Below are 19,585 nucleotides of genomic sequence, written 5' to 3'. Positions count from 1 at the left end.
GGCGAGATCATTACAATAAAGTAAGACCACATAGTGCACTTGGCTATGTGCCACCAGAGGAATTCGCTAAGCGTGCTGCTTAGCAAAATCTCATCGAAGAAGTGGTACTAACTAAGGGGAAAGGTCACATGGTGACTAATATGGATTTGATTTGTTTGTCAGTAAATGCCCCAAAACGTGACTCTTTCACTGTGACTTTTAAGCCTTGCGCTGGAGATTCAACTAAAACTTTCATCTCCTCACACAAATATGAAGTAAAGAGCATCACCAAAAGCTTTAAGTGCTCTTTAACAGTCTTATCAGAAACATAGTCTTCAACAGGAACATTTTTGAGATGTAGAACCTCTTCGAGCTGCATGCTTCTGTATGGAAACTTATTACGGACTGGAAGAGTCGCTATTCTTTTCAGACAATCCTGAAGATCTCTAACTGAATACTGATTGACCGGCTTATTACCCAGATAGAATTCAATATTTCTGAACATTTGGTTCGCAGTTGAAAGTCGTTTTTCTTTCCAATTCTTACTTTTTAATAATGAATACCAGCTGTCCTTAAGTAATGGGTATGAACTATCAGGCGAGGTTCTAGCCGAATATCGCAATCGTTCTAATTCAGAGACTAATTTCTTATAGTGAACTGTGACTTGATCAGGTGCCAAAGAGGACTTAACTGCTTCGACACACCGCCACAATGGAGCAACCCTTTCAATGGCAAGGGTGTATGAAGAAGTGTGTAGGGAAAGTTTGAATTGTTTTGGTGCGCCAAGAATCAAATTTCTATGTGCTTTCGGGACAACATATCGAAAATAATATGTGCCCCGAAATTGATAGATATAACGAACACCTACATTTTTAAAAGTTGAGGTGTTTAGATCGGACTTTTGTACCAGCTTTTGTACCATATAAAATCTCACACATTAAAATCACATGCGAAGGATCAATAGATACAAGCTTTCAAGCCAATCACTGAAATTGGGTGAGTCTTTCGATAAGCCGGGTTCTGTCGTGGACAGTCATTCATCTAGGATTAGGATCACTCCTAACCTCCAGCGACCTACCCGGACCTAGCGTGGGCCACGCCTAACAGGTCCCTATTTGGTCTTGCTCCGAGTGGGGTTTACCATCGCCGTGGAGTGTTGCCACCCACGCGGTGCGCTCTTACCGCACCTTTTCAACCTTACCGGCGCCGAAGCGCTTAGGCGGTATACTTTCTGCTGCACTTTCCGTCGGCTCACGCCGCCCAGACGTTATCTGGCACTTTGCCCTATGGAGCCCGGACTTTCCTCCCCTCTGCAAGCAGAGCGGCGACTGTCTAAAAGACTCAGAGTGAAGCATAGCACGCTTCGAAACGGCCCCCTAGGAAATTAGCTGCTGATAGAGCTCTTTTTTTCCAACACCCGTGATCTCAGAAGTGATGGCAGCGGCCTTTTTGGGAGGCAGTTCAGCAGCCAATAAATTGAGTACGCGAAGAGTCTCTTCATTCAAAGAGCCCTCCTCTTTGACAGCCCCTTCAACCATCACAACGAACTCACCACGTTGCTGGTTAGCGTCAGCCAACATCCACTCAATCAGCTCTGCAATGGGTGCTGAGTGGATAGTCTCAAACGTCTTTGTGATCTCTCGAGCTACGCCCACCATTCGCTGATCACCAAAGACGCTCTGCATATCTTTTAGGGAGTCGACGATGCGGTGGGTCGATTCATAAAAAATCAGCGTCTCTTCACGATCAGACAACTGCTCTAACGCTTTGACTCGAGCACCCGTTTTAGCTGGTAGAAAGCCGATAAATGAGAAGCGATCAGAAGGCATGCCAGAGGCACTTAAAGCGGCAACAAAGGCACAACACCCAGGAATCGGTGAGACGGCATAACCAGCCTCCTTAACGGCCCGCACCAGAACAAAGCCGGGATCCGAAATGAGCGGAGTTCCCGCATCAGACACTAGAGCAACACTCTTTCCAGCCGCCAACTGATCAATAATCAATCCCGCGCGTTGGCGCTCATTGTGATCATGTACTGATATCAAGTTCGCTTTAATGTTAAAGTGCTGCAGAAGCTTTCCTGTATGGCGAGTATCCTCAGCCGCAACAAGGTCGACATCGGTTAACACTTGCTGCGCACGAGGCGTAAAGTCCGCAAGATTTCCAATGGGCGTTGCCACAACATACAGGGTAGGCAAAGACATATGATATCCATCCGATTTGAGTTACAGGGTGTGGACTATAACATGAGCAACGCATTGAAGTTGTTAGGAAGAAGCGCAATATTAGCTTTACTAGTGGCAGGCTGTACTCCGCAACTAGAAAAACCAACCGTCGTCGATAAAACACCGGATTCGCCAAAGCAGGCAAGCACGGCCGCAGACATTTTGCTACAAGCGATCAATGCTCGTGGTGATCAAGCAGCGGTACTTCGCCTTAAAGCCGCTAACCTGCTATTTGATCAGCAACGTTACAAAGAGGCGGCGAACAGTCTGTCAGTCATCAACCTAGCAGGCATCAACAGTAATAACGCCTTCAACGTCGTTCAATTAGAGGCAAAAGCCTACCTTAAGCTGGGTGATAGTGGGTCAGCGCTGAACCGCTTAACGGATCAAAACCTTCCTACACTTAACAGCGAACAGCGTGTTGAGATCGCACTGCTCAAAGCAGACATTTTCGAACAGCAAAACAACCCGCTCAGTGCCGTTTTATCTCTGAGTGAACTTAACGAGCTTTCGCTCGATCAACAGCAGAGTATCAACGACCAAATCTGGGCACTGATTAACCAAGTCGATAATGAAACCTTGGTTGCGGCCAACTTCTCAAACTATGGATTTGTTACCCAAGGGTGGATTGAACTCGCACTGCAGCTTGCTCCAATAAACGATTTAACAGCCCAACGTGAAGTCGCCTCACAATGGCGAACACTCTGGGACAAGCACCCAGCAAGTAATACGCCACCCGCAGCTCTCGCGTCTCTTCTCGATGGTGATGTTATCTCTGCCAAACGTATCCTAATTGCCCTACCCTTCAGCGGCCCCTTGGCTGAGCCGGCTCGAATCATTTCAGAGGGCGTTATTGCTGCGCTTAAATCGCGCTCACAACGTGGGTTTGAGGCGCCTGAGTTAGTGAGCCTTGATACAGAGGGTGCCAGTGCTGAGAGCATCATCGCCTATACAATAGAGCAGCAAGCCGACCTAGTGATTGGGCCATTGCGCGGTAAATTGATTGATGAACTGGGAAATAACGGCAAGCTTCCAGTCCCTTTTATCACCTTTAACCGAACTGACCGTTTGACTGAGAACCTATTTCAACTCGATTTAGGTTCGGACCAAGAGATCAAACAGGTTGTCACCAGAGCCACTCTAGAAGGACACAAACGCTTTGCACTGATCACCCCAGCCGCGGCATGGGGCGCTCGTTTAGCGGATGATTTCAGACAGAACCTAGAATCTAGCGGCGCAGAAGCCGTTGCCGAATTGAGTTATGAGCTGAATGGCGATCTATCCAGTCAGGTCAGCCAACTGCTCAATACGGATCAAAGTACTGAGCGATACAACGCGATTAAAAAACTGTTAGGCGAGTCGCTGGAGTTTGATGAGCGTCCAAGACGCGATATTGATGCCATTCTGCTGGCCGCTCAACCACAGGATGCACGTCAACTGACTCCCATGCTCGCATTCCATTTTGCTGGTGATTACCCCATTTATGCGACTTCCCACCACTTTGAAGGCAACTTCAATGAGACAAGGGACGTCGACCTTAATCGCATCCAATTCCCAGACCAACCCTGGTTACTTCAGCCAACGACAGCTTTGAACCTCTCATTAGCACTCGAGAGACCCGACAGCGCGAGTCGACTTGGACGCCTCTACGCACTGGGTTCAGACGCGGTCAAAGTCTACCCCTTCCTAAGTCAGCTAAAGAGTTCACCAGAGCTAACGGTGCAAGGGGAGACAGGCCGATTAAGCTTAGACCCATCAGGACGATTTAATCGTCAGCTACTCTGGGCACAATTTGATCAAGGTATACCTGTTTTATTGGGCGAACCACAGATACCTGAAACCAAGCCCTTAAAGAGTGACCCTTTGGAGGAGCCTCAGCCAGAGACTATCAACATGCAGACTCAAGAGGTTCAGCTAAACTAAGTTCATAACCACTCAAGGATGAGACTATGAACCGCAAAACCATCGGCAACCAGGGCGAACAGATCGCTGAGCAGTATCTTCGTAAACAGGGTCTAAAATATCTAAACCGAAACGTGAATTACCGTTTTGGGGAGATTGATCTAGTGATGCTGGACTCCGATACCATCGTTTTTGTTGAAGTAAGAGTCCGATCCAATCCCCATTATGGGTCGGGCGCCGAGAGCGTCACGGCCAGCAAACAGCGCAAACTGATTAAAGCCGCACATCTCTGGATCGGCCAAAATAGACGTTATGCAAACTACAACTTTAGATTTGATGTCATTTCTCTCACTACAGGGGGCGAGATAAGCAACTGTCTATGGTATAAAGATGCCTTTAGACCCGATAGCTAGTAGTCATATGGAACTCGAAGAGAGAATCGTCAATCAGTTACACACCGCCTTAGGCATTAGCGCTCAAACCATTGAGCACTACTCGCCGGTGATCGCTGACGCCTCTGAACAGCTGCTAGCCTGTTTAATGTCAGAGCACAAAATCATCTGCGCCGGTAATGGCGCGAGTCAATCGATCGCTAACTACTTCACAACGACGCTTATGCAGCGATTTCGTGAAGAGCGCCCGGGCCTGCCTGCTATCGCTCTTGGGGCTGACTCCGGTGTCACTACCGGTACCGCAGAAGAGTCTGGCTATGTTCAGACCTATGCGCGCCAAATCCAGGCATTGGGTCAACCCGGAGATGTTTTAGTATTAATCTCATCTTCAGGTAATGATCGTAACCTCATTCAAGCAATTCAAGCGGCACACGACCGTGAAATGCAGGTGATCGCGATCACGGGTCGTGACGGCGGAAATATTACCGCACTAATGGAGCCAACAGAGATTGAGATCTGCGTAGCAGCAGAGGATGATCCATCGATCCACCTGGCACAGATGCTGACCCTTCAATGCCTTCTCGATCTTATTGAATATCAACTTTTTGGAGCTTAACTTGCCATGAAAAAAGTCCTAGCCACTCTTGTGATGACAACGACTCTAGTAACGGGTTGTTCTACCATCGTAAGCTCATCACGTGAGGAGCCAATTCGCGAAGACATTGGAAATCGCACACTGGGTAACATCATCGAAGATGAAGCCATTGAGCTAAAAGTCATGGTCAACCTAAGTAAAGGATCGGCACCACTGGCTCAGTCTCACATCAATGTGAAAAGCTTTAACGGCCAGGTGTTATTAACGGGTCAGGTGCCTAATGAGAATGTTCGCCAAGAGGCTGAGCAGATCGTTGGACAGACACGAGAAGTCAAACGCATCCACAACGAACTTGAGATTGCAGGACCAAGCTCAACGATTGTACGCAGTAACGACATCTACCTAACCAGCCGCGTTAAACTGAAACTCCTAAGTGACAAGTCAATTGAGGGGCTACGCGTTAAGGTTGTCACCGAAAATGGCATTGTCTACTTGATGGGCTTGGTTAGCCAGCGCGAAGCCGATCAAGCCGTAGCGATTGTGCGTGAAGTACCCGGTGTGCAGCGCATTGTTAAAGTATTTGAGTACGTGCCACTGCCATAAGCAGCTAACAGGCACAAAAAAGGGAGCTAATTGCTCCCTTTTTATTATCTCATCGCCTATTTAACGACACGCAAGCCAGGCCTTTTGGCAGCATCAGGTTTAGCAGCTGAGGCTTCTGCCGTCACTGCTTCAGTACTACCCGGCTCTGCATGCGCCTTCTCTAGCACAAGATTAAGTGCTTCGGCACCCGGCTCCATACCAAACCCCATCCCGACGCCGTTCTCGCGGGCAAAAATAGCGATCAGCGCCGCCATCGGTACATAGACTTGTCGAGGCGTTCCTGAAAAGCGAGCGTTGAAGCTGAGCGCCTCATTGTCCATGTAGAGATCACGTACAGCGCCGGGCGCTATATTGAGTGTGATCTGCCCATCTTTGACAAATTCTTGAGGAACATCGGTGCCTGGCACCAGAGCATCAACAGCAATATGGGGCGTTAGATCCATATCTAAGAGCCACTCATTGAGGGCTCTTAGTAGGTAACCACGCGAGGGGGTTAGTTCAGACACAGATTACTCGCGAATCTCGCGCTCTGCTTCTGATAGTGACTCTTGGAAAGATTCACGATCAAATAGGCGATCCATGTAAGCGATCAGCGGCTTACACTGAGCTTCTGGAAGCTCAATACCCATCGCAGGCAGACGCCATAGAATGGGAGCAATGACACAATCGACCAAGCTAAACTCTTCACTCATGAAGTACGGCTTCTCTTGGAAGATCGGCGAGATTGCCACTAGACTGTCACGCAGCTCTTTGCGTGCAGCATCGATCTCTTCTTCGCTACCCTTCTTGTTAAGAATGGTATCAGCGTAGCGACACCAGTCGCGTTGAATACGGTAGATGTAGAGTCGGCTCTCTGCACGCGCTACAGGATATACCGGCAACAATGGAGGGTGTGGAAAACGCTCATCCAAATACTCCATCATCACATTCGATTCGAACAGAACCAATTCGCGATCAAGCAGTGTTGGTAAGCTGTTGTATGGGTTAAGAGCAGCAACATCTTCTGGCAACTCATCATCTTGGCAGTCGACAATATCAACCGCTACACCTTTTTCCGCCAGAACAATGCGAACTCGATGGCTGTAATGATCAGCTCCATCAGAGAAAAAGGTCATTGAAGAACGTTTAGCTACCACGCCCATCTACTACTCCAAAAATTAACAGATATTAGAAACAAAAAATCTACGCACCCCGATGGAATACGTAGATTTTATAATTTAACAGAAATCGAACGTTTAGTGTATGTCTTTCCAGTACTCTTTCTTCAATGCAAACGCGATAAAGAAGAAGAAGAACAAGAAGATCAATACGTTCGTACCGATACGGTGCGAATCTGCTTTAGACGGTTCCGCCATGTAAGCCATGTAGTTAACAAGGTCGTAGATCACCTTATCGAACTCAGCAGGCTCAAGTGAACCAGTGCCATTATCGACCGTTAGACAGCCCGGTTTAGCAACACCTGTTAGCGGATCGATTTCAGACTCTAAACCACGGTGCAGCAGCTCTTCCTGTGAACAACGAAGTGTCACTGTACCTTGAAGATCTTCCAACACATTAGGCATACCCACATCTTTAAAGACGGCGTTGTTAACGCCCCATGGTCGAGACTCATCTTTGTAGAAGCTCTTAAGGTAGGTGTATACCCAATCTGGACCACGTAGACGTGTCTCTAGCGTTAGATCTGGTGGTGGATTACCGAAGAATGTCGCCGAATCAGAAGACTTCATAGCGATCGTCATCTGCTCACCGATCTTCTTGTCTCCGAAGATGAGGTGCTCCTCAACCAGATTCGCAGGGATGTTTAGATCCGTCGCTGAACGCTCGTAACGCTGGTACTGAGCTGAGTGACAGCCAAGACAACGGTTAACAAACGTCGCCATACCACGCTGCAAAGAGGCTTCGTTGGTACGATCCAGTTCAATATGTTCCAGTGGCATTTTTGCACCACCAGCAGCCAAAGCTACTGATGGGATAAGGGCCACTACTAGAGTAAGTAGAAACTTTTTCATTAGCCTGTCACCCTCTCTGGTACTGGTTTAGTGCTTTCCATGCGTGTGTACCATGGCATTAGGATAAAGAATGCAAAGTACAAAGCAGTACAGATCTGAGCAAGCAGAGTACGCTCTGGCGTTGCTGGAATCGCACCTAAAACACCCAGAATGACAAAACAGATCGCAAATACGAGCAACCAGATTTTAGACAACCAGCCTTTGTAGCGGATCGACTTAACTGGGCTGCGATCTAGCCAAGGCAGTACGAACAGGATCGCAATTGCAGCACCCATTGCAACGACACCCCAGAACTTAGCATCCAAGCCAAACAGTGGGAAAGTAATCGCACGCAGGATTGCATAGAAAGGTGTGAAGTACCAAACCGGTGCAATATGCTCAGGCGTTTTCAGCGGGTTCGCAGGCTCAAAGTTTGGCTTCTCTAGGAAGTAACCGCCACCCTCAGGGAAGAAGAATACAACCGTACAGAAAACAAACAGGAAGACGACAACGCCGACAATGTCTTTAACTGTGTAGTAAGGGTGGAAAGGGATACCGTCTAGAGGTACACCATTCTCATCTTTCTTCTCTTTGATCTCTACACCGTCTGGGTTGTTAGAGCCCACTTCGTGTAGTGCGATGATGTGAAGTACTACAAGCGCTAGAATGACGATTGGCAGCGCAATAACGTGAAGCGCGAAGAAGCGGTTCAGAGTGATGCCTGAGATCAAGAAGTCACCACGAATCCACTGCTGCAGATCAGCACCTACGACAGGAATAGCACCGAATAGCGATACAATTACCTGTGCACCCCAGTAAGACATCTGTCCCCAAGGAAGTAGGTAACCCATGAACGCTTCAGCCATCAGCGCTAGGTAGATGGTCATACCAAACAGCCACACAAGCTCACGAGGCTTACGGTAAGAGCCGTACATCATGCCACGGAACATATGTAGATAGACAACTACGAAGAAGGCCGATGCACCGGTAGAGTGCAAGTAGCGCAGCAACCAACCGTATTCAACATCACGCATGATGTATTCAACAGAGGCAAAGGCACCTTCAGCACTTGGGTTGTAGCTCATTGTTAGCCAGATACCCGTTAGGATCTGGTTAACTAGAACCAATAGAGCAAGAGAGCCAAAGAAGTACCAAAAGTTAAAGTTTTTTGGTGCGTAGTATTTTGCTAGGTGATCATCCCAAAGTGCTGTCGCTGGGAAACGATCATCGATCCAGCCCATGAAGCCTGGATTACCCTTATTGCGTGAACCAGCCATTATGCAGTCTCCGTATCGACACCGATAACAAGCGTATTGTCATCAAGGTAAGAGTGAGGAGGAATGACCAGGTTAGTCGGTGCAGGAACACCCGCATAAACACGACCAGACAGGTCAAAACGAGAACCGTGACATGGACAGAAGAAACCGCCCAACCACTCAGGACCCATATCATCTGGAGCCACTTCAGGGCGGTAAGTTGGTGAACAGCCCAAGTGTGTACAGATACCAACCATTACCATGATCTCTGGGCGCAAAGAGCGAGCAGAGGTTCCTGGAATGTATTCTGGCTGCTGAGGTTTCTCTGAACTTGGATCAGCCAACTGGCCGTTCAGTTTTTCTAGGTTCGCCAATGCTTCTTCAGTGCGTCGTACAACCCATACAGGCTTACCACGCCACTCAACAATCATCTGCTGACCTGGCTCTAGCTTGCTGATATCCGCCTTAACAGGTGCACCAGCGGCTTTCGCCTTGGCACTAGGATTCCAGGAAGCGACGAAAGGTACGGCTACTCCAATTGCGCCCACTGCACCCGCTGCAGATGTAGCACCAATTAGAAGTCGACGCCGGCCTTTATTTACGCCGTCATTGCTCATCAACTACTCTCCCTTAATTGGTCTAATCGAGGGATCACCTCAAATAGACGGAGCGAAACGAAAGATAAAATCCGTTTAACATGAGATCTCGAACTATCGGATTGAGACCTCTATCTGGCGCGAAATGGTAAAGAAAAGACCCTATTTTTTCAAGGTGACAGGTCAAGGAAAGGCCCGCCAATAGTCGTATTCAGGGGTGTTTAGAGAGACTAAATAATCATAAGGTTATAACGAAAAAAAACCCAAGCGATTGCTTGGGTTTTTTTGTGGCTGTAGAGCCGAAAACGAATTAACGTTTTGAGAACTGTGGTTTCTTACGTGCTTTACGTAGACCCACTTTCTTACGTTCAACTTCACGAGCGTCACGAGTAACGAAACCAGCTTGACGAAGTGTAGGACGTAGAGTCTCATCGTACTCCATAAGAGCGCGAGTGATACCGTGACGGATAGCACCAGCTTGGCCGAAACCGCCACCGCCAGTAACCGTTACGTATACGTCGAATTTCTCAGCAGTTTCAGTCAGTTGAAGTGGCTGCATCACGATCATACGTGCAGTTTCACGACCGAAGTACTGCTCAAGAGTACGGTTGTTGATAGAAACAGAACCAGTGCCTGGACGTAGGAAAACGCGGGCAGTGGAAGTTTTGCGACGGCCAGTGCCGTAGTACTGAGTAGTTGCCATTGTTCGTTTTCCCTTAGATGTTCAATTCTTTAGGCTGCTGAGCAGTGTGCGGATGTTCCGTACCTGCATATACTTTCAGCTTGCTGTACATCGCACGACCTAGAGGGCCTTTTGGCAGCATGCCTTTAACAGCAAGTTCAATCGTACGCTCAGGGAAAGTCTGGATCATCTTATTGAAGTTTGCTTCTTTAAGACCACCCGGGAAACCAGAGTGACGGTAGTACATTTTGTCGTTACGTTTGTTACCAGTAACGTGTACTTTTTCAGCGTTAACAACGACGATGTAATCGCCAGTATCAACGTGCGGAGTGTATTCCGCTTTATGCTTACCGCGTAGGCGGCGAGCGATTTCAGTTGCTAGACGACCAAGGGTTTTACCTTCTGCGTCAACAACGTACCAGTCGCGTTTTACTTCGGCTGGCTTAGCGCTAACAGTGTATGACATTGTATTTTCCTACTATAAGTCTCGAATCAAAATCGAGGATAGATCCCGACTTACCTTATAATTATTCGTTGTGTGGTAATCACAACCTTCCATTCCGCAATTACGCGGAGCGCGGATTATACAGGAATTTATGCTTATAAAACCAGTGTAAATTGAATTTTTTTTAGGTGGTTGGAAGCGTTGCTTTACGCTCTGGAAAACCGCCGATAGGGTCGTGTCAGGCTGAAGCCAGACACGGACAGGTTGTAGGTAGCACATTCGGTGACTGGCTTCAGCCTGTCACCCGCTTTCAACTTACGCTCTATGCTCTCTCGCCAGGTACTCATGCGACTGCATCTCAAGCAGTCGAGATTTGGTTCGTTCGATCTCAAACTCCAATCGACCCTCTGTGTAGATCTCATGAATGGGCTTTTCGGCTGAGATAATCAACTTCACACCGCTGTCATAAAACTCATCGACTAGGTTGATAAAGCGACGCGCTGCATCATCATTGGTACGCCCAAGCTGTGGAACATTACTTAGCAGTACAGCATGGTAGAGTTTCGCCAACTCAATGTAGTCGTTTTGTGAGCGCGCCCCTTCACACAGCGCACTGAAGTCAAACCAGATCACATCCTCACAAGCTTTACGAGCCGTTAACATGCGGTTGTTGATCTCAATCGACAGGTTCTCTTCTAACTCTTCAAGATCTGGTGCCAAACCATTAAAGCTCTTCTCAAGCGACTCATCAGCACCATCATCCAGTGGCCAGTGGTAGAGTTCAGCTTGCTCAAGTGTTCTTAAACGGTAATCGATGCCACTGTCGACGTTCACGACCTCGGTGTACTGATTAAGCAGCGCAATGGCTGGCATAAAGCGCGCACGTTGCAGACCATTCTCATAGAGACCATCAGGCACGATGTTGGAGGTCGCTACAAGAGAGACGCCGCGGGCAAATAGCTCTTCAAGCAAGCTACCCAGGATCATCGCGTCGGTGATATCAGAGACGAAAAACTCATCAAAACAGATAATCCGCGTCTCTCTCGAGTACTTTTCAGCGATGGTAACCAAAGGGTTTTTAGTGCCATCTAAAGCTTTCAGCTCAGCATGGACTCGCTGCATGAAACGGTGAAAGTGCGTACGCATCTTTCTCTCGAAGGGCAGCGTGTCATAGAAGGTATCCATCAAGTAGGTCTTACCACGACCCACACCACCCCAGAAATAGAGACCTTTAATCGGCTCCACCTTCTCTTTCACCACTTTTTGCTTAAGACGACCCAGAAGTCCTGGAGCCGGCGCATTCTCAGCTTCAATTAGCTGATCATGAAGTCGCTGCAAGTGTTCAACGGCCATCTCTTGAGTGGCGTCGTATGAAAAGTCGTCGCGCTGCAAATCCTTTTTGTAGCGCTCTAGTGGAGTACTCATTGGCAATAATGACCTATTAATCCTTCAATCTCGGCGCGAACTTTACTGCTGTTGCCTCTCTATTTCAAATTCAGCCGATAACAATTGGTAGTAGGAAGGCTGTTAATAGACCGGTCAATCCCATCGCCAAGCCAGCAAAAGCACCGGCTACTGCACCCACCTCCAACGCTACGGCCGTGCCAAAACCATGGGAGGTCAAACCCAATACGAAGCCTCGAACAGCCTGATCCTCAACTCGCATTCGCTTAAGAATGATCGGCACCAAAATACTACCCATCACCCCGGTCACTAACACCAAAGCAGCGGCCAAGGAGGGTAACCCTCCAATCTTCTCCGCAATACCCAAAGCGATAGGCGATGTAACTGACTTCGGTGCTACTGACATCATGGTTTCAGCTCGAGCATCAAATAGCCAAGCCACACCAACTGCAGAGAGTGAGGCCACCAGTGCACCCACTGCACTGGAGACTAATATCGGCAACCAGAGCCTACGAATCTCATCAAAATATTGGAACATCGGTACTGCCAGCGCCACCGTCGCAGGCCCGAGTAGGAAGTGAATAAACTGAGCACCTGAGAAATAGGTCTCATAAGGTGTTCCGGTCACCAACAACATAAGAATCAGGACAACCATGCTGATCAAGACAGGATGTAAGATGGGCGAACGATCTGCACGTTGATAGAGCAAATTCGCCAAGGTAAACACAGCCAAGGTCAACACAATCCATATCAGAGGTCGGGCAGCAAAGTAGACCCAAAAGTCGGTTCCTATAATCACTTCTCACCCCCTACCCGCTTCATTAACCACTGAAACAGAGCCGCCGTCACAATTGTCGCCAGAATGGTCGATATCAATAGAGCCAATAGAATGATCCACCACTCGCTGGCCAGTAGATCAAAGTGCAGCACCAATCCCACACCAGCAGGTATGAACAGAAGCGCTAAATTCGATAGCAATCCATCGCTGGTGATTTTAAGTGAATCTGGAATACGGCCGAGCCCTAACAGACCAAACAACAGCAGAACCAAACCGATGACAGGACCCGGTAGCGGCAACCCCAATACAACAACCAGCGACTCACCCAACAGCTGAAATGCCAGCAGTATTAAAAACCCTTGAATCATAATGCACCTCCAAATTTAAAGCGTATCACGATCGCTAATTCCGAATAACAAAATACATTTTACTTTGTAAAAATAGAGAGTTTGAAACAAAAAAACCCTGCAGTGCAGGGCTTTTATAAGTGAGTTCTCTTAACTTACAAAACCAAACGACGAATATCGCTTAGCAATCCGTTAAGATCTGTTAGGAATCGACCCGCATCGCCGCCGTTGATCGCACGGTGGTCATACGACAGGCAGAGTGGCAGCATCAAGCGAGGCTCAAACTCCTTACCATTCCAACGCGGCTTGATATCCGCTTTAGAGACACCCAGGATAGCTACTTCAGGCGCATTCACGATAGGGGTGAAACCTGTACCGCCGATACCACCAAGACTAGAGATTGTGAAACACGCTCCCTGCATCTCATTTGGCTTGAGCTTACGCTCCTTCGCTTTACCCGCCAGCTCAATCGCTTCATTAGAGAGCTCGTAGATACTCTTCTTGTCTGCATCCTTGATAACAGGAACCATCAGACCGTTAGGGGTATCAACCGCAATACCAATGTTTACAAACTTCTTGTAGACAATGTGCTCACCATCCGCATCCAGAGAAGCGTTAAACTTCTGATGACGCGTTAGGGCAATCGCAGCCGCTTTGATCAAGAAAGGAAGTGGTGTCAGTTTCACACCCTGCTTAGCCGCTTCATCCTTCATCTCCTTACGGAAGGCTTCAAGTTCGGTAATGTCAGCATCATCAAACTGAGTCACATGAGGGATGTTCAACCAGCAGCGAGACATATTGTCACGGGTGATCTTATCGATCTTGCTTAGCTTAACTTTCTCGATCTCACCAAACTTACTGTGATCTACCGCAGGAATTGCAGGTATACCACTTCCACCAGTCACCGCGGCAGCAGGAGCTGAATCCAACTTCTGTAGCGCACCTTTAACGTAGGCTTGAACATCCTGCTTAACAATACGACCCTTGCGGCCAGAACCCGTTACTTTGGAGAGATCCACACCATACTCACGCGCAATGGCGCGAACGGCAGGACCAGCATGAACTGAGCGATTACGCTTCTCTAGATCCACTAAATCCGTTGTTGATGCAACTGGAGCTGGTTTCTCAGGTGCTGCTGACTGCGCTGGAGCAGGCGCTGAAGCCGCTGGTGCAGGTGCAGGTGCAGAAACAGGAGCTGCTGCAGGAGCAGTGCCTACCACCTCAAGCTCTAATAGAAGATCACCTTCGTTAACTTTATCGCCTTCGCTGATCTTCATCGATTTAATGACACCAGCCGCTGGTGACGGAACTTCCATTGACGCTTTGTCGGTCTCAAGCGTAATCAGGCTATCGCCTTCAGCGACACTATCACCCTCTTTGACCAACACCTCGATCACATCGACATCCGATGCACCACTTAGATCTGGGATTAATACAGACTCAACGCCGCCTGTCGGTGCCGCTGCAACAGGCGCTGACACTTCAGCAGGTGCCGCAGCAGGTGAAGCTTCAACAGGTGCTGATACTGGCGCAGCTGCACCGGCTACTTCAAGCTCGATCAGTAGATCGCCTTCATTGACCTTGTCACCCTCGGCAATCGTTAGCGCTTTAACGACACCCGATGCTGGAGAGGGAACTTCCATAGAAGCCTTGTCTGTCTCTAGAGTGATTAGGCTATCACCTTCAGAGACCGTATCACCGACAGCGACCAACACCTCGATTACATCCACATCAGATGCACCGCTCAGGTCTGGAATTAGAACCTGTTCGATAGTCGACGCAGCCGCCACTGGAGCAGCCGACTCTACAGGCGCAGAGACTGGCTCAATCGATTCTGGCTCAGCAACGGCTGCTTCAGCCGGTGCAGACTCAGAAGAGGCAATCTCAATTTCCATTAACAGATCGCCCTCATTGACTGTGTCGCCTTCTGAAATTGCCATCGACACAATCTTACCTGCTTGCGGTGAAGGCACTTCCATAGAGGCTTTATCGGTCTCTAGTGTAATCAGGCTATCGCCCTCAGCGACCACATCCCCAGCAGCCACAAGTACTTCAATCACATCAACGTCAGTTGCGCCGCTGAGATCTGGAATGTTTACAGTAATAGTACTCACAGTTATCTCCTTACGAATTCTTCAAAGTTCTCAATCGACTTAAACCGTCCAAGGTGCTGGTTTATCCGGGTTGATGTTGAACTTCTGAATCGCGCTAGCGACAACTGAAGCTTCGATTTTGCCCTCTTCCTGAAGTGCTTTAAGCGCTGCTACAGCGACGTAGTAACGGTTAACTTCGAAGAAGCTACGCAGTTTGCTGCGTGTATCTGAACGACCGAAACCATCAGTACCCAGTACTTTGTAGCGACGTGGAATGTACTCACGCAGCTGATCAGCATACATACGCATGTAATCTGTAGAAGCGATAACAGGACCCTCGTGACCTTTCAAAGATTGCTCTAGGAAGGACTCACGTGGTTGCTCTTCTGGGTGAAGCATGTTCCAGCGATTCACTTCCATCGCATCGCGAGTCAGTTCGTTGATCGATGTTGTGCTCCAGACATCGGCCTCAACACCAAACTCCTCACGAAGGATGGTGGCACCTTCGCGCACTTCACGAAGGATTGAACCACAACCGAACAGCTGAACACGAAGATCAGCTTTCTTACCCTCTTCAAGCAGGTAGATACCCTTAACAATACCCTCTTCAGCTCCGACAGGCATCTCAGGATGCTGGTAGTTCTCATTAAGGGTAGTGATGTAGTAGAACTTATTCTCTTGCTCTTGATACAAACGACGCATGCCGTCTTGCACAATCACCGCAACTTCATAGCCGTAAGTTGGGTCGTAAGAGATACAGTTTGGAATCATCTGCGCCATCAGGTGTGAATGACCGTCCTGGTGTTGCAAACCTTCACCATTTAACGTCGTACGACCTGAGGTTGCACCAATCAAGAAACCGCGCGCTTGTGAGTCACCCGCCGCCCAAGTTAGATCCATAACACGTTGGAAACCGAACATTGAGTAGAAGATGTAGAACGGAATCAGCGTACAGTTACTATTCGAGTAAGCTGTTGCACAAGCCAGCCATGCAGAGAATGCACCCGACTCGTTGATACCCTCTTCAAGGATCTGACCTGACTTGCTCTCTTTGTAGAACATGATCTGGTCATGGTCATGCGGTACGTACTTCTGACCTTCAGAGGTGTAGATGCCCAACTGACGGAACATACCTTCCATACCAAAGGTACGTGCTTCATCAGGGACGATCGGCACGACTCGCTCACCAAGATTCTTATCTTTAACGATAGAACTTAGCACACGGTTAAATGCCATCTGTGTTGATAGCGAACGTTCGCCACTCGATTTAAGCTGACCTGCGAAGGTATCCAGAGCAGGCACTTCAAGCTGTTCAAACTCAGTACGACGAATTGGGTAGAAACCACCAAGTTTCTTACGCGCACCCAACATGTACTTCATCTCAGGTGAATCTGGACTTGGGCGGTAGTATGGCAGCTCTTTTAGCTGATCATCTTCAACTGGAATATTGAAGCGATCACGGAAATCTTTAAGATCATCCAGTGCCACTTTCTTCATCGAGTGAGTATCGTTTTTCGCTTCACCCGATTTACCAGTACCGTAACCTTTTACAGTTTGAGCCAAGATAACCGTTGGCTGACCTTTGTGCTCAACCGCAGCCTTGTAGGCAGCGTACACTTTGTATGGGTCATGACCGCCACGGTTAAGGTTCATGATATCGTCATCAGACATATCCTTAACCAGCTCAAGAAGCTCAGGGTATTTACCAAAGAAGTGCTCGCGTGTGTAAGCACCGCCGTTCGCCTTCATGTTCTGAAGTTCGCCGTCGACCACTTCGTCCATACGCTTCTGCAGTAGACCCGTCTTATCGCGCTCAAACAGCGGATCCCAGTGACGACCCCATAGACACTTGATGACGTTCCAACCCGCACCGCGGAAGACACTCTCTAGCTCTTGAACGATCTTACCGTTACCACGAACCGGACCATCCAAACGCTGCAAGTTACAGTTAACAACGAAGATAAGGTTCTCTAACTGCTCGCGACCAGCCAGTGAGATAGCACCCAAGGATTCTGGTTCATCACACTCACCATCACCTAGGAATGCCCAAACTTTACGATCACCACGTTTAACCAAATCACGTGCAGACATGTAACGCATCACGTGTGCCTGGTAAATGGCTTGGATTGGACCTAGACCCATAGAGACGGTTGGGAACTGCCAGAAATCAGGCATCAACCAAGGGTGTGGGTAAGACGATAGACCATTACCATCAACTTCACGACGGAAGTTGTCTAACTGCTCTTCAGTCAGACGGCCTTCAAGGTAAGCACGTGCATAGATGCCTGGTGAGATGTGGCCTTGGAAGAAGACCATATCAGCATCTTGCTCGCCTTCGTTACCACGGAAGAAGTGGTTAAAACCGATATCATAAAGTGTTGCTGAAGATGAAAATGAAGAGATGTGACCGCCAAGTCCCTCATCGTTGTCATTCGCTCGCATCACCATCGCCATCGCGTTCCAGCGGATGAAGGAACGGATGCGGCGCTCCATAAATAGATCACCAGGAAGAGGCGCTTCGTTCTGTGGCGCTATAGTGTTTTTATAGGGTGTGCTCAACTCTGAACAGTTTTCAACACCTAACTCAGCCGCTTTGGCACCCAATTTTCTAAGAAGGTAAGACGCTCGATCGCTGCCTTCATGTTGCGCAACTGACTCTAATGCCTGAAGCCACTCATCCGTTTCAATTGGGTCGATATCTTCAATGATTTCGTTCACAGTACTCTCCCTTTTGCGCCATTTCCGTTGACGCTTGGACCTTGTAAAAAAGGTACCTGGTTGATCGTTTGAAGCGCAGTCAATCTGCGTCTAGCTTTGATTTATGTAAAAACACTACACAGGCACTCGACTTTAGTCCAGAGATATTTCAGATTTTAGCGACAAGTGTAGCACTATTACGACAACACCCTCTTTTTGCTACGGATAATTGAAAGTTTTTACGCATATGCGAAATAAATAACCAATTTAATTCAATAGTAACGTTTTGTTATATGAAAAATTGAGTCTATTTGGAGTATCCTTTGCCATACTTATTTTTTTGATGTCAGGACTCTCAATGACAACCAGCGCCGATCTTTTATTACTGCTTGAGCGGGTCTTCTCAACCGTATTTCCAATCATTGCCATAGTCACTGCTGGCTACCTTTACGCAAGAAAGGCAAATCCCGACTTACAAGTCGCAAACCGCATCAACATGGATATCTTTTTGCCGGCGCTTATATTCAGTGTTATGGCTGGAAAGAGTTTTGATCTGTACGCACACTTAGATCTAGCGTTAGGGTCGATCGTCATGGTGCTAGGTGCAGGAATAGTGATGAAACCGGTTGCGAAGCTTCTGGGCATCTCTTCTAAAACCTTTGTTCCGCCAATGATGTTCAACAACTGTGGCAACCTAGGTCTGCCTCTAGCACTTCTGGCTTTTGGGGATGCCGGCCTTGCCGCTTTTGTGGTGATGTTCTTAGTGAGCAACCTGTTGCACTTCAGTCTGGGCATTCATATTGTTGATGAGAACGCCAAACTCACAGGGCTTTTTAAGAATCCGATTATCTTATCAACCTTTGCTGGATTAGCTTGGGCGCTATTCAAATTGCCATTGCCTACATGGCTGGCTACACCCATCGATATGTTGGGCCAGATATCGATTCCATTGATGCTGTTTGCATTAGGGGTAAGGATGATCAGTGTCGATCTAAGCCAGTGGAAGATCGGTGTCTATGGAGCCATTTTTTCACCATTAAGCAGCCTAGTATTCGCGATACCCTTTGCTTGGATTATGGGTCTCTCTAAAGAGTTCACCGCCTACATTGTGTTATTTAGCGTACTGCCACCGGCGGTTCTGAACTATATGTTTGCTGAGCGCTACAATCAGCAACCTGAGACGGTTGCTTCTATTGTACTGATCGGAAATTTAGCCAGCCTGGCATTCATTCCTCTCACACTCTTCTTCGTACTTTAATCAGGTTTAGGAGGCCCCTCTGGAGCCTCCTAAGCACTATTCGTTATTCACTCATAGGTTTAGCCGGTTCAAGAAGAATGTATTCCACATTTTTCTCAACGGTGGCGACACCTATTCCACGAACTGCTGTGAGCGCTTCAACAGAGTTAAACGGACCATTCGCATCACGGTAAGCAACAATCGCTTCAGCTTTAGATTGGCCAATCCCATCCAAAGCATCCGCCAGCTCAACGGCATCTGCTGAATTAATGTTAACCGGATAACCTGCCATCGCAGTCGATGAAAACAGTGTAAAGAAGAGTGGTGCTAGAACTCGTGTAGAGAGAGATTTGATGTTCATAGTGA

General features: G+C 48.0%; 21 protein-coding genes and 1 other RNA gene. 6 read left to right on the top strand and 16 right to left on the bottom strand.

Annotated elements, in window-relative coordinates:
* Positions 1 to 83, top strand: an 83-nt coding sequence (locus XMD564_RS11570) for an integrase core domain-containing protein (RefSeq protein ID WP_173489325.1), incomplete at its 5' end; no start/stop codon positions are given.
* A 41-nt stretch (positions 84 to 124) separates the two neighbouring features.
* On the opposite strand, the gene XMD564_RS06655 is transcribed toward XMD564_RS11570, so the two are convergent.
* From XMD564_RS06655 to rsmI, 3 genes are all read right to left on the bottom strand, one after another.
* On the bottom strand, positions 125 to 901 hold the full coding sequence (locus XMD564_RS06655; protein ID WP_173508011.1) for a DUF6538 domain-containing protein: 777 nt from the start codon (positions 899 to 901) through the stop codon (positions 125 to 127).
* Positions 902 to 972: 71 nt separating this feature from the next.
* An RNA gene (gene rnpB / locus XMD564_RS06650) (RNase P RNA component class A) lies at positions 973 to 1,323 on the bottom strand.
* A gap of 32 nt (positions 1,324 to 1,355) precedes the next feature.
* A complete protein-coding gene (gene rsmI / locus XMD564_RS06645; RefSeq protein ID WP_173483070.1) occupies positions 1,356 to 2,183 on the bottom strand; it encodes a 16S rRNA (cytidine(1402)-2'-O)-methyltransferase in 828 nt (275 codons plus the stop codon).
* A 42-nt stretch (positions 2,184 to 2,225) separates the two neighbouring features.
* Here rsmI and XMD564_RS06640 point away from each other — a divergent pair, with 42 nt between their 5' ends.
* From XMD564_RS06640 to XMD564_RS06625, 4 genes are read left to right on the top strand one after another with little or no spacing between them, the layout of a single operon-like run.
* Positions 2,226 to 4,127, top strand: a complete 1,902-nt coding sequence (locus XMD564_RS06640; RefSeq protein ID WP_173508010.1) for a penicillin-binding protein activator — start codon at positions 2,226 to 2,228, stop codon at positions 4,125 to 4,127.
* 26 nt (positions 4,128 to 4,153) lie between these two features.
* Positions 4,154 to 4,519 (top strand): YraN family protein, encoded by a 366-nt coding sequence (locus tag XMD564_RS06635; RefSeq protein WP_173483072.1) that lies wholly within the window; start codon positions 4,154 to 4,156, stop codon positions 4,517 to 4,519.
* A complete protein-coding gene (locus XMD564_RS06630) occupies positions 4,497 to 5,114 on the top strand; it encodes an SIS domain-containing protein (protein WP_254443870.1) in 618 nt (205 codons plus the stop codon). Before XMD564_RS06635 ends, XMD564_RS06630 begins: the two co-directional genes overlap by 23 nt.
* A 6-nt stretch (positions 5,115 to 5,120) precedes the next feature.
* Positions 5,121 to 5,696, top strand: coding sequence for a BON domain-containing protein (locus tag XMD564_RS06625; protein WP_173483073.1), 576 nt, complete (start codon positions 5,121 to 5,123; stop codon positions 5,694 to 5,696).
* A 56-nt stretch (positions 5,697 to 5,752) separates the two neighbouring features.
* Here the strand turns inward: XMD564_RS06625 and XMD564_RS06620 are convergent, their stop codons facing one another.
* From XMD564_RS06620 to aceE, 12 genes are all read right to left on the bottom strand, one after another.
* Entirely contained in the window at positions 5,753 to 6,202 is a 450-nt protein-coding gene (locus tag XMD564_RS06620; RefSeq protein WP_173483074.1) for a ClpXP protease specificity-enhancing factor, read from the bottom strand.
* A 3-nt stretch (positions 6,203 to 6,205) separates the two neighbouring features.
* Positions 6,206 to 6,838 (bottom strand): stringent starvation protein SspA, encoded by a 633-nt coding sequence (sspA, locus tag XMD564_RS06615; RefSeq protein WP_173483075.1) that lies wholly within the window; start codon positions 6,836 to 6,838, stop codon positions 6,206 to 6,208.
* Positions 6,839 to 6,931: 93 nt separating this feature from the next.
* Positions 6,932 to 7,705, bottom strand: coding sequence for a cytochrome c1 (locus XMD564_RS06610; protein ID WP_173481297.1), 774 nt, complete (start codon positions 7,703 to 7,705; stop codon positions 6,932 to 6,934).
* Positions 7,705 to 8,961 (bottom strand): cytochrome bc complex cytochrome b subunit, encoded by a 1,257-nt coding sequence (locus XMD564_RS06605; protein WP_173481298.1) that lies wholly within the window; start codon positions 8,959 to 8,961, stop codon positions 7,705 to 7,707. The genes XMD564_RS06610 and XMD564_RS06605 overlap by 1 nt, the downstream gene beginning before the upstream one ends.
* Entirely contained in the window at positions 8,961 to 9,557 is a 597-nt protein-coding gene (gene petA, locus XMD564_RS06600; RefSeq protein ID WP_173481299.1) for a ubiquinol-cytochrome c reductase iron-sulfur subunit, read from the bottom strand. Before petA ends, XMD564_RS06605 begins: the two co-directional genes overlap by 1 nt.
* Positions 9,558 to 9,846: 289 nt before the next feature.
* Entirely contained in the window at positions 9,847 to 10,239 is a 393-nt protein-coding gene (gene rpsI, locus XMD564_RS06595; RefSeq protein ID WP_173481300.1) for a 30S ribosomal protein S9, read from the bottom strand.
* A 13-nt stretch (positions 10,240 to 10,252) separates the two neighbouring features.
* The gene (rplM, locus tag XMD564_RS06590) at positions 10,253 to 10,684 is read right to left on the bottom strand and encodes a 50S ribosomal protein L13 (protein WP_173481301.1); all 432 of its coding nucleotides are present in this window, start codon (positions 10,682 to 10,684) and stop codon (positions 10,253 to 10,255) included.
* 294 nt (positions 10,685 to 10,978) lie between these two features.
* Positions 10,979 to 12,088, bottom strand: a complete 1,110-nt coding sequence (gene zapE / locus XMD564_RS06585) for a cell division protein ZapE (protein WP_173481302.1) — start codon at positions 12,086 to 12,088, stop codon at positions 10,979 to 10,981.
* Positions 12,089 to 12,158: 70 nt separating this feature from the next.
* Positions 12,159 to 12,866, bottom strand: coding sequence for an LrgB family protein (locus tag XMD564_RS06580; RefSeq protein WP_173481303.1), 708 nt, complete (start codon positions 12,864 to 12,866; stop codon positions 12,159 to 12,161).
* Positions 12,863 to 13,213: a CidA/LrgA family protein gene (locus tag XMD564_RS06575; RefSeq protein WP_173481304.1), complete on the bottom strand. Its 351-nt coding sequence runs from the start codon at positions 13,211 to 13,213 to the stop codon at positions 12,863 to 12,865. The genes XMD564_RS06580 and XMD564_RS06575 overlap by 4 nt, the downstream gene beginning before the upstream one ends.
* Positions 13,214 to 13,347: 134 nt before the next feature.
* Positions 13,348 to 15,306, bottom strand: a complete 1,959-nt coding sequence (gene aceF / locus XMD564_RS06570; protein ID WP_173508009.1) for a dihydrolipoyllysine-residue acetyltransferase — start codon at positions 15,304 to 15,306, stop codon at positions 13,348 to 13,350.
* Positions 15,307 to 15,345: 39 nt separating this feature from the next.
* Positions 15,346 to 18,003: a pyruvate dehydrogenase (acetyl-transferring), homodimeric type gene (aceE, locus tag XMD564_RS06565; protein ID WP_371731528.1), complete on the bottom strand. Its 2,658-nt coding sequence runs from the start codon at positions 18,001 to 18,003 to the stop codon at positions 15,346 to 15,348.
* 337 nt (positions 18,004 to 18,340) lie between these two features.
* On the opposite strand from aceE, the gene XMD564_RS06560 reads away from it, so the two are divergent.
* Complete coding sequence (locus tag XMD564_RS06560) at positions 18,341 to 19,240, top strand: AEC family transporter (protein WP_173483077.1); 900 nt, start codon at positions 18,341 to 18,343, stop codon at positions 19,238 to 19,240.
* 43 nt (positions 19,241 to 19,283) lie between these two features.
* Here XMD564_RS06560 and XMD564_RS06555 read toward each other — a convergent pair whose 3' ends face one another.
* Positions 19,284 to 19,580: a ComEA family DNA-binding protein gene (locus XMD564_RS06555; protein WP_173481307.1), complete on the bottom strand. Its 297-nt coding sequence runs from the start codon at positions 19,578 to 19,580 to the stop codon at positions 19,284 to 19,286.
* Positions 19,581 to 19,585: the final 5 nt, after the last annotated feature.

Source organism: Marinobacterium sp. xm-d-564, from assembly GCF_013283345.1.
Taxonomy (GTDB): domain Bacteria; phylum Pseudomonadota; class Gammaproteobacteria; order Pseudomonadales; family Balneatricaceae; genus Marinobacterium_E.
This window is presented reverse-complemented; position numbering and strand designations above follow the sequence as displayed.